The organism is uncultured Rothia sp. (assembly GCF_937976295.1).
Classification (GTDB): domain Bacteria; phylum Actinomycetota; class Actinomycetes; order Actinomycetales; family Micrococcaceae; genus Rothia.
In genome coordinates, this window is record NZ_CALJRY010000174.1 from 1 (window position 1) to 10,427 (window position 10,427).

At 59.2% G+C, this 10,427-nt stretch carries 9 protein-coding genes; 6 read left to right on the forward strand and 3 right to left on the reverse strand.

The window, feature by feature from the left end:
- From Q0216_RS04810 to secA, 4 genes are all read left to right on the forward strand, one after another.
- Nucleotides 1-1,312: LpqB family beta-propeller domain-containing protein (locus Q0216_RS04810; RefSeq protein WP_298593354.1), on the forward strand; the 1,312-nt coding region annotated here is incomplete at its 5' end.
- A 138-nt stretch (nt 1,313-1,450) separates the two neighbouring features.
- The gene (locus Q0216_RS04815) at nt 1,451-2,296 is read left to right on the forward strand and encodes a ComF family protein (protein ID WP_298593356.1); all 846 of its coding nucleotides are present in this window, start codon (nt 1,451-1,453) and stop codon (nt 2,294-2,296) included.
- Nucleotides 2,297-2,511: 215 nt separating this feature from the next.
- The gene (gene raiA / locus Q0216_RS04820) at nt 2,512-3,147 is read left to right on the forward strand and encodes a ribosome hibernation-promoting factor, HPF/YfiA family (RefSeq protein ID WP_366139816.1); all 636 of its coding nucleotides are present in this window, start codon (nt 2,512-2,514) and stop codon (nt 3,145-3,147) included.
- A gap of 384 nt (nt 3,148-3,531) precedes the next feature.
- Complete coding sequence (gene secA / locus Q0216_RS04825; protein WP_298593369.1) at nt 3,532-6,147, forward strand: preprotein translocase subunit SecA; 2,616 nt, start codon at nt 3,532-3,534, stop codon at nt 6,145-6,147.
- 172 nt (nt 6,148-6,319) lie between these two features.
- Here the strand turns inward: secA and Q0216_RS04830 are convergent, their stop codons facing one another.
- On the reverse strand, nt 6,320-7,027 hold the full coding sequence (locus Q0216_RS04830; RefSeq protein ID WP_298593370.1) for an Rv3235 family protein: 708 nt from the start codon (nt 7,025-7,027) through the stop codon (nt 6,320-6,322).
- Between the two features lie 119 nt (nt 7,028-7,146).
- The gene (locus Q0216_RS04835) at nt 7,147-8,163 is read right to left on the reverse strand and encodes a LysM peptidoglycan-binding domain-containing protein (protein ID WP_298593372.1); all 1,017 of its coding nucleotides are present in this window, start codon (nt 8,161-8,163) and stop codon (nt 7,147-7,149) included.
- A 208-nt stretch (nt 8,164-8,371) separates the two neighbouring features.
- Here Q0216_RS04835 and Q0216_RS04840 point away from each other — a divergent pair, with 208 nt between their 5' ends.
- A complete protein-coding gene (locus Q0216_RS04840) occupies nt 8,372-9,025 on the forward strand; it encodes a histidine kinase (protein WP_298593374.1) in 654 nt (217 codons plus the stop codon).
- Nucleotides 9,026-9,216: 191 nt separating this feature from the next.
- On the opposite strand, the gene Q0216_RS04845 is transcribed toward Q0216_RS04840, so the two are convergent.
- Entirely contained in the window at nt 9,217-9,450 is a 234-nt protein-coding gene (locus Q0216_RS04845) for a helix-turn-helix domain-containing protein (RefSeq protein ID WP_044150292.1), read from the reverse strand.
- Nucleotides 9,451-9,703: 253 nt separating this feature from the next.
- Between Q0216_RS04845 and Q0216_RS04850 the strand changes: the two genes are divergently transcribed.
- A partial coding sequence (locus Q0216_RS04850) for an SAF domain-containing protein (RefSeq protein WP_298593377.1) occupies nt 9,704-10,427 on the forward strand: 724 nt, incomplete at its 3' end.

Here is a 10,427-nt window from a genome sequence, read left to right on the forward strand (position 1 = left end):
GACTGTGAATAGTCAGGGTATTACGAGCACCTTCCCGGAGGCTCAGACTGAGACTAATGAGTTCACTGTGGTCATGGAGGATAACCAGTGGCGTATTAGCTCGTGCCCGGATGGTTTGTGGCTGGATGGCACTGAGTTTGAGCGCGTGTTTAGCCCGTGCCGCCTGTATTTCTATGATCGTGCGTTCCGTTTTGCTGTGCCTGATATCCGCTGGTTCCCGCATACGGACCACTATTTTGAGTTGCTGGTGCGTACTCTGATGGCTGGCCCGGCGTCCTATCTGAAGGATGTTGCGTTCTCGGCGTTGAATGAGTCGATGAACCTTGAGACCGCTAGCATGAGCGATAACCAGGATGTGCTGGTTCGCCTCTCTGGTGAGCACCTGGACGATAACCGTTTGGCGCGTGTGCGAGAGCAGATTATGCACGGTTTGGAGAATTTCTCTGGTCTGGGTAAAACTGAGGTGTTTTACAACGGCACTCTGATTCCTGAGAATGCACCGAGCGGCTTTTCTGCGGTGAAGCTGAACCCGGGTATTCCTACCCGCACGGTTGCTATTAATCCGAACGGCCAGATGGTGGCGCGCGATGATTATATGAGCAGTGTGGGTGAACAGCTGCTTCTGCGCGGCGTGAGCCAGTTGAGCTCCCCGGCGATGGGCTATTCGGCGGATGTCTACGCCTGCTTGGCGAATGACGCTGCGAGCCTGTATACGGTGTATCAGGGTACTGCCCGCCGCGTGTGGCAGAGTACCGCGCTGACTGCTCCCAGCTTTGATGCGTACGGCTGGGTGTGGGCTGCCGATGGTGAGGGTATTGTTCGTGCCTTCAAGCCGGATTCTGAGGACGCGACCGAGCGTGAGCGCGGCGTGGATATTGGTCTGTCCTGGCAGCGTAATTTGAACTTTACGAGCGTGAACGTTTCTCACGATGGTGCGCGCATAGCGATTGTGGCGGCTACCGAGGGTGCGTCGGCTGTGATTATTTCCGGTATTGTGCGTGATGATGCCGGTAAGCCTCTACATCTGACAGAGATGGTGCGCTTGAGCTCTTCTGTGACTCCGCGTAATGCCCGTTGGGCTGGCGACCAGAGCGTCGTGGTGGTGAACGTGAAGAATGGTGAGTCTGAGGTGATTTCTCTCAGCGGTGAAGAGACGAAGCTGGATCGTTTGGATGGTATGATGACCGTTTCGACGGCGGATAATACGTCGAATATTATTGCGCACCGCTCTGACGGTTCGTGCTACCTGATGGAGGAGCGCGGCTGGAACCGTTTGGATACGACTCTGCACGAGATTAGTTACGCCGGTTAGCCCCGGGCAGACGCGAGCGAGGAAAGGGCGCTTTCGGTGAGTTCAGAACAGCGTGGTTTGAACAAGCCCATGAATGGGTCCATAACCCGGCTTGCTGGCGCTCTCAGGAGCGCTGGCGGGTCTTTGGGTGAGGTTTTGATGCCGCGTACCTGCCCGTGCTGTGCGGTGCCGGTCGCCTACGGTGCCGGCACGCCGCTGTGTGAGGATTGCCTGCCACAGCTGCGTTCGGCGTTGGCGCGTGTGGAGCGAGTACACGTTCTGCAGCCCCTATCTTCTGACGACAGCGTTGCTGGTCGTGTTCCTGAGGTGCGTGCGGCATCCCGTTATGAGGGGATTATGCCGCGTGCCCTATTGGCGTTGAAGAACGCGGGCCGCACTGACTTGCTGCCCCTGCTGGGTGAGGGGTTGGCGCGTAGCGTGTATGAGCTTCTTCGGGCGCACCGGGAGGAGCTTCAGGCAGGGACTGTTCAGGCAAGGACTATTCAGACAGGGACTGGATTTTCTGATTCGGTTGAGGTTCTGCTGGTTCCGGCGCCGTCCTCGGCGCAGAGTGTGCGCCGCCGCGGCTATGCGCCGGCGAATCTTCTGGTGCAGGAGGCGGCGCGGCAGCTCAATCAGCGTTTGCCCGCCTCGGTGCGGGTGCGCGCCGTGGATATTATCGGCTATGCGCCTCGCCCGCGGGGCGGGAGTGGCGCCTCCTCATCTTCTCGTATGGTGTCTTCTCGTGTGTCTTCTCTCCTTGGTGCTTCTGAGGCAAAGAACGAGCAGAAGAGCCTGGGTGCTGTGGGCCGTGCCGAGCGGATGCACGGTGCTTTGCGCGTCATGGAACCTGCCCTGTGTGCGGGCCGGGTGAGCATTATTTGTGATGATGTGGTGACCACCGGCGCGACCGCTTCGGAGATAGTGCGCGTGCTGCAGGAATCAGGGTCGCAGGTGCTGGGCGTGTGTGCTGTGGCGGCGGTGCCGAAAAAAGCTCAGACATAGCGTTTCTTGTAGTTAGTTGCAAGAGATACACGATTTTTGGCGAATAAAGTTCGCAGATGGACGAATAGCTATTATTTGAGCTAAATGTTTGTCACATATAGTGATGTGAGGCATGTTTCGTACTAGAATATAGACAAGGGAACGGCATTGAAGTCGATCCCCCGTACCGGGTCCAGCCGGACGCGGTATAAGCCCCCAACCTGGAGGGAATGATCGTGGAAGTCAACATCTACGGCCGCAATATCAAGGTCACCGAACGCCTGGAAGAATACGTGAGCAACAAGGTTCAGAAGTTCGCTCAGCTCGGCGATAACGTGAAGGACATTGACGTCAAGTTCAGCAAGGACGGTCATCTGGGTGGCGAGTCCATCCGCGTTGAGATTACCGTTGTTGGTACCGGTCCTGTCCTCCGTTCCGAAGCCCAGGGTCACGACAAGTTCGCGGTCTTCGATGAAACCTACGGCAAGCTCCTGGAGCGTCTGCGCCGTGCACGTGACCGCCGCAAGCTGCACAAGCGCGGTGGCAAGCACCCCGTCTCCGTGGCGGACGCTACCGGCTCGATTCCCGTGGTCACCGAAGCAATTACCGAGATTCTGTTGCCGGATGTTCCGGTGGAAGAAGCAGCATTCGATAACAGCGAGGTCACCCTCGCCGATGAGGCAGCATCTCCCATCGAGATTCGCCACAAGAGCTTCAAGGGTGAGCGTCTGACTCCCGCAGAAGCTGTTGACCGTATGGAACTGGTTGGTCACGACTTCTACCTGTACATTGACAGCGAGACCGGCGCACCGGCTGCGGCATACCGCCGTAAGGGCTGGAGCTACGGCATCATTACTCTGGACAGCGAGTAGAAACGTACCTGCTGATTGCTGAGGTGCATGACTCTCTAAGGCGGTATGCTCAGCAAGCAGGCTAAAGACCCGGGCGGTCTGGAAACACGTACTGTGAATCTCCAGGCCCCCGGGTTTTTCTCTGCCATCTACAGCCGAGGTTTTCGGCTCGGATTCTCAGCACGGGTGCGCGCCCGACCCCGGAACCCGGTGCCCCCTCCATCTCAGCTGAGGATGAACGGCGCGCAACGTCACCAAATGTCACCTCGTGGGCGCACAGCGTAAAAAAGAGCTCGGACGGGCGAATTAGGCGGCTCTGCCATACAATATGTAGGAAGGCCTCACCGCGCGCACTTTCGCGCGCCCTTGGTGAGGGTACCGAAACAAGCAAGGAGTAGAAGCTCAGTGGCATCTTTCTTGGAGAAAATCCTCCGAACCGGCGATAAGAGGGTTCTGCGACAGCTCGAAGCGTACACTAAGGCGGTGAACTCGCTCGAGGACAGCTTCGCATCTATGACCGATGAGGAACTGCGAGCAGAGACCGACAAGTTCCGTGAGCGCGTCAAGGACGGCGAATCCCTCGATATTCTGCTGCCGGAGGCCTTCGCGGTAGTCCGTGAAGCGTCCAAGCGCACCCTGGGCAAGCGCCACTACGACGTGCAGCTCATGGGTGGCGCTGCACTGCACCTGGGCAACATTGCCGAAATGAAGACCGGTGAGGGTAAGACCCTCGTCGCGACCCTGCCCGCGTACCTGAACGCGCTGAGCGGCAAGGGCGTTCACATTGTGACCGTGAACGACTACCTGGCTGAGTACCAGGCGAACCTCATGGGTCGTGTGTTCCGCTTCCTCGGCATGGAGTGCGGCGTGATTCTCTCCTCCATGGAGCCGGACGAGCGTCGTAAGCAGTACGCCGCAGACATCACCTACGGTACGAACAACGAGTTCGGCTTCGACTACCTGCGCGACAACATGGCGTGGACCGTGGAGGAGCAGGTTCAGCGCGGCCACAACTTCGCCATTATCGATGAGGTGGACTCCATCCTGATTGATGAGGCGCGTACCCCTCTGATTATTTCCGGCCCCGCAGCCGGTGAGGCGAACCGCTGGTACGCAGAGTTCGCGCGCATCGCCGCAACTCTGCTCAAGCGCGGTGAAGACTACGAAGTAGACGAGAAGAAGCGCACCGTCGGCATCCTTGAACCCGGCATTGATAAGGTGGAAGACCACCTGGGTGTGAAGAACCTCTACGAATCCAAGAACACCCCGCTCATTGGCTTCCTGAACAACTCCATTAAGGCGAAGGAGCTGTTCACCAACAACAAGGACTACGTGGTCATTGACGGTGAAGTCCTGATTGTTGACGAGCACACCGGTCGTATTCTGCCGGGCCGCCGCTACAACGACGGCATCCACCAGGCGATTGAGGCGAAGGAAGGCGTCGAAATCAAGCCTGAGAACCAGACCATGGCGACCGTGACCCTGCAGAACTACTTCCGCATGTACGACAAGCTGTCCGGCATGACCGGTACCGCGGAAACCGAAGCGGCAGAGTTCATGAACACCTACGAGCTCGGCGTGGTGCCCATCCCCACCAACAAGGGTGTGCAGCGCATCGACAACCCCGATAAGGTGTACCGCGACGAAATCGCCAAGTTCAAGGCGGTTGTCAAGGACATTAAGGAACGCCACGAAAAGGGCCAGCCGATTCTGGTGGGTACCGCAAGCGTGGAGAACTCCGAGTACCTTTCCCGCCAGCTGGCGAAGGCAGGCGTGCGCCACGAGGTGCTGAACGCAAAGAACAACGAGCGTGAGGCAGCCATTGTTGCGCAGGCGGGCCATAAGGGCGCCGTCACCGTGGCAACCAACATGGCCGGTCGCGGTACCGACATTATGCTCGGCGGTAACCCCGAATTTGAGGCCGTCGAGAAGATGCGTGAGCTTGGCCTGGACCCGAATACCAACTCCGAAGAGTACGAGGCACGCTGGCCCGAGGTCCTGAAGGCCTGCGAAGACGCCGCTAAAGAAGAGCACGAGGAAGTCACCAAGCTCGGTGGCCTGTACGTGCTCGGCACTGAGCGTCACGAGTCCCGCCGTATCGACAACCAGCTGCGCGGTCGTTCCGGCCGTCAGGGCGACCCGGGCGAGTCCCGCTTCTACCTGTCGCTGACCGACGAACTGATGCGCCTGTTCAACACCGGCATGGCAACCCGCCTCATGGCGGCAGCCCCCGAGGACTCCGCACTGGACTCCAAGATCGTTAGCCGCGCTATCGCTACCGCACAGGCAAACGTTGAGGGCCGTAACGCTGAGCAGCGTAAGAACGTGCTCAAGTATGACGACGTGCTCAACCGCCAGCGCGAAGCGATCTACAAGGACCGCGGCCGCATCCTGCACGGTGACGACCTGAAGGAACAGATTTCCGGCTTCGTGGACGAGGTGCTGACCACCATCATTGACGCCCGCGTCTCTGAAGGCCACGCCGAGGATTGGGACTTCGACGAGCTCTGGGACGCACTCAAGCAGGTGTACCCCATCTCCATCACCGTGGACGACCTGGCAGAAGACGCCGGCGACCGCACCAAGATTACTCGCGACCAGATTGTGAAGGAAGTCTTGGCGGACGCACACCTCATCTACGATGAGCGTGAAAAGAGCGTCGGCGAAGAGAGCATGCGCGAAATTGAACGCCGCGTCATGCTGTCCGTCATTGGCGAGCGCTGGCCCGAGCACCTGTACGAGATGGAATACCTCAAGGAAGGTATCGGTCTGCGTGCGATGGCTCAGCGTGACCCGCTGGTCGAGTACCAGCGTGAAGGCTACGACATGTACCAGGCGATGCTCGGCGCGGTCCGTGAAGAGACCGTGACCTACCTGTTCAACCTGGACCTGTCCAAGCAGCGTACTCAGGCTTCTGCCGTGCGCCTGGCTGAGCCTTCGCGCCCGAAGTTCCTGCAGTATTCCGCCCCCGACGAGGACGGCCACGAGCAGGTTCACGTGGAGCGCTCGAAGGAAAAGTAGCCTCAGCGTAAAAACTGAAACGCCGCACGCTTGAAATGCTGAGAGCATGAAGCGCAACAGAGAGGGTGTGAATCCAATACCGGATTCGCACCCTCTCTGCGTGTCTCTACATGTCTGTGCGTGTCTCTGTGTGTCTGTGCGCGCCTGGGCGGCGCGTTGTGTACGGAAAACCTTATTCTTCGTCCGTGCGGCTCTGCGGCTGCTCGATGGAGGTAATTAGCCAGGTGCCGTAAATCAGGCGCATCTGCATGGTCACCACGCGAACCTTATCCGCACAACGCAGTAGCGCCACCACTTCGTAAAGCTCCTCGTGCACCTTCTGCGCTCGCACCCGCAGCAGAACCGGCGGAAGAGTCAACAGCATCTCCTTGCGCACCTGGCGCGGGTTCTTCGGGAAGAAGGGCAACAGGCGGTGGAAACAATCTGCCGACACCCACTGCGCCAGCTGCTGACGCGAACGACGAGCCGACATGATCTCCAGGTAAGCAATCGCCACACCCGCGCAACGACCCTCCAGCTGGCGAGCCAACGCATCCGCAGGACGCAACGGCCGGCCCCTCTTCGCCGCCGGCGGGCGCTGCGCCGAATGCTGCTCATAACGCGGCAGAGGCAGCAGCGAATAGACCGCCGAGCTGTTCCGCCTCTGTACCAGTGCCATCGTGCCCTGCCCCTGCTCCGGCAGAGGAGCGGCCTGCTCGGCAGTCACAGGCTGAGCCTGGGAGGTGCCTGCCGCCTGGCGCTTTGAATACGGGCGGGCAGGCTGGTCGTTACGGGAGGTGGGCTGCGTAGCCGGAGAATGCTGGGCAGGCTGAGAATACTGGGCAGGCTGAGAACGCGGCGGCGTCCACGGGGCGCGGGGGAGAAGGTTGGCGAAGCTCATGACGGCTCCTTTCGGTGCAGAAGGGTATGTGAGGTGTGTTGAGCGAATGAACGTGAGCGAATGAAAAGCTATCGGGCGAGGTAGAAGAACCGAGGTAGCGGAATTGAGGGGGGTGAGGGCTAATGAACGGGCTGTTCGGGAATCTGCAGAACCTGCCCCTCGTAAAGCAGCTCGGCGTTCTGGCCCAGAGCGTCCTTATTCGCCTCGTAAATATCGAGAGTGTAGTTGTAAATGGTGGAGGCGTCGGTGCCTTCACCCAGCTGCTCGGCGGCAATGGACCAGAGCGTATCGCCCGCCTGGACTATGTAGGAATAGGTGCCCGCCTCAGCGCGGGGAGGGGAGAAGAACGGACTGCGATCGTGCAGGGAGCCCGCCGCCTCCGTGGGTTGAGGAGCCAGCGGAATATCGGGAATCTCTGCAGAGAGGGCCAGGGGAGCGGAGGGGGAATCTGCGGTGGTGCTGTCCGCGGCGGTACCGGCGGAATCCGCATCTGAGACGGTGGCTGGGCTGGTGTCTGCCGCCGCTGTACCCGTTGAAACGGCTGTGCCCATTGAGGTGCCCATTGAATCTGCAGCCATGACCGCCGAAATACTCGTCTGCGGAAGACCCTCCGTGCCGTTTACCCCGGCGTTGCCGGGCGTCACCACCGTAGCTTGCGCGGGAGCCAAGACCGCGCCCACTCCAAGAGCCGTGCCGCCGAGGGTCAGAACGATGCGGCGCATAAAGCGCGGACGGAAAAACGCCGGAACCTTCAGCACCGCGCGGTCAGCGTTGTGGCTCGAAACGCGCAAAGATCGAGCGTAGAAGAGCGCGTAGATAAAACTGATGAACCACCAAGCGGTAATGAGGATTGCCGCCGCGCCAGCGCAAAGCAACGAAGCGTCAGCAAGAGGGTGCGCCGAAGGGATGCGGTGCAGGTTCACGCTCAACGCGCCCAAGACCGCCGCGGAAAGCAGGGGAGGGGCGATGAAGAGCAGCGCGTCCTGGTAGTTTGCCTTAGCGTCGGACTCGGTTGCAGAGCTGGTTACGGCGACTACCCCGGCACTGGCTACCTTTGCGCCGGCAGTACGAGGCATGGCTGCGGGGCGTGATGCGAAGGCTGCGGGTGCTGAACCCGGAGTGGAAAGATGGTCCACGATGACCTCCAAATGGTGTGTTTGATGTATTTTGGTGTTGCTTTATTTATACAGGAAGTCGCTCCAGAAATGAAGCAAAACACATCAAAATATATGAAAAACATGTAATTTAGTGGAATTCGCGCCAAAAATCAGGCTTGGGGGGCCATCATCAGAGCGGAAAACGCCCCGGTTAGTATCCGTACCCATCCTCGGGTAGGGTCATAGTATGAGCATGGAAAAGTTCCTACGAGACATTGAGGCGCGCCTCGCATCCGAACGCGCCTGGGATATGGAACAGGACGCCCGTCAAGTCGCCCGCGTCCAGTACTCCACCATCACCCTCGACGACCGCCTCCTCGCACAGGTCGGCGGCCCCATCCGCATCTGCGCCACCGACATGCAAACCTACGAAGGCAAACTCGAAATGGTCGGCGAAGAATGGGTCAGCATCGAGGCGCGCGGCGAGAACATCATCATCCCCCTGCGCGGAATGCTCTGGTGGGAAGGTGGCATCGCTCCCGGGCGCGCTGATATTCGCCCCGAACGCTACCGCATGAAAATCCAGCTCGCCCTCCGCTCCCTCGCCATGGCGCGCGAACCCGTCCGCCTCTCCCTCGAAGGCGGCACCGTCAGCTACGACGGCGTGATCGAACGAGTCGGCGCCGACTTCCTCGAGCTGCGCCTGCTCAACGGTGGCCAGTACCCGCGCATCTACGAACGCGACCAGCACGCGCGTGCAGCCTACGGCGCGCAGGGAGGTTATGGACAGAGCGGTTACGGTCAGGGCGCCTCCGGCTACTCCCGTGTACCTCGCGGTGCAGGCGTGCGCACCATCCCGCTGGCTCGTATTAGCGCAGTAATCGCCCGCATCTCACGCTAGAGCACAGGGTAAATAGCGTGCAACACCATTCGCGGGCACACCCATAAAAACGCCTCGATAGCTATAAACACCCCTTATAAAAGCACCAATAAACACAAAAAGGTCCGCCCCTCTCATTGAAATCTCAACGAGAGAAGCGGACCTTTCTGAAACCACTCGAGCATAACGCCCGCGAGGTGCAAGTCGAAATACTACTCAGCCTTAGCCTTTGCAGTGAGCTTGCCGGAAGCAATCGCCTCCAGAGTCTGCTCGTGGCGCTCGGTAATGTACTCTTCAAAACGAGAGCGTTCAATACGCCACTGGTTACGTCCACCAATCTGAATGGCGGGAAGCTCGCCGCTACGCACCAGAGCACGTACCTGCGAAAGCGAAACCTGCAGCTCCTCGGCGACGTCGCTCAGAGTGAGGAAACGAGGTGCAGTCATCGAATTATTCCTTTCCGTGAGTGAAATCCTGGGCCCCTTAGCCACCGTTAGCGGCCTTTTGTATAGAGTCCATGAAGAACATCTATTGAGTACTTTCAGTATATGTCATCACCGTGAAATTTGCTCACAAAAAGCCTTATATGACCCGAAAAGTTATCTAATCACCCCTTCAAAAGGGGCAAGACTCAAAAATATTTCATAAACAGGACTCTTGTTGAGAGAGAGTACTAAATGAAATATGCTGTTAGGGTTAGTGTCGGAACCAACCAAAGCACTATCGAAAACACACCACTCGCTCATCGGTCAGTCGAACAACACCGGAATCACCGCCGGCTTCCGCACCGAAAGGCACAACCACATCATGCGCATACGACAGAACGCGACGAAGCGTTCCACCCTCACCGAGCCCCACGCCAAACGCCTCAAAAGGCCCACCGTCAAGGACTGGCGATTCATCCTCGGTGTACTTCTCGTGCTCGTCTCCATCACCGGCGTGCAGCTCTACGTGCAGGCCAACAACAGCAAAACCGAGTACTACACCGCCAAAAGCGAAATCCGCCTCGGCGAGAAGATTACCGAAGACAAACTCGCCCGAGTCGAAGCGAACATCGACTCCGCCAAAGACAAGTACTTCACCCGCGCCGAAGCCGCACAGATGAACGGCAAAATCGCTACCCAGCGCATCCCCGCCGGCAACTTCATCAGCAAAGAATCTGTAGGCACCGAAACCTCCCCGGGACGCCGCCTCGCCACCGTCAGCATTGACCGCACCGCCGCCTCCGCACTGAAGGCAGGCGAGCGCGTGGACGTGTGGACCTCCGGCCCGCGCAACCCCGACACCAAGAGCGATAACCGCACCGAAAACGGTGCCCGCGCCATCGTCACCAACGCCGAAATCGTCGCCATCACGGTCGACGAGGGCGTGCTCGGCGCCAACGGCAAGGCAACCGTGCAGCTGTGGGTCAGATCGGAAGAGC

Coding starts and splice junctions, on each gene's coding strand:
- Q0216_RS04815 (WP_298593356.1), top strand. CDS start 1,451: ATGCCGCGTACCTGCCCGTGCTGTGCGGTGCCGGTCGCCTACGGTGCC.
- Q0216_RS04830 (WP_298593370.1), bottom strand. CDS start 7,027: ATGAGCTTCGCCAACCTTCTCCCCCGCGCCCCGTGGACGCCGCCGCGT.
- Q0216_RS04840 (WP_298593374.1), top strand. CDS start 8,372: ATGAGCATGGAAAAGTTCCTACGAGACATTGAGGCGCGCCTCGCATCC.
- Q0216_RS04845 (WP_044150292.1), bottom strand. CDS start 9,450: ATGACTGCACCTCGTTTCCTCACTCTGAGCGACGTCGCCGAGGAGCTG.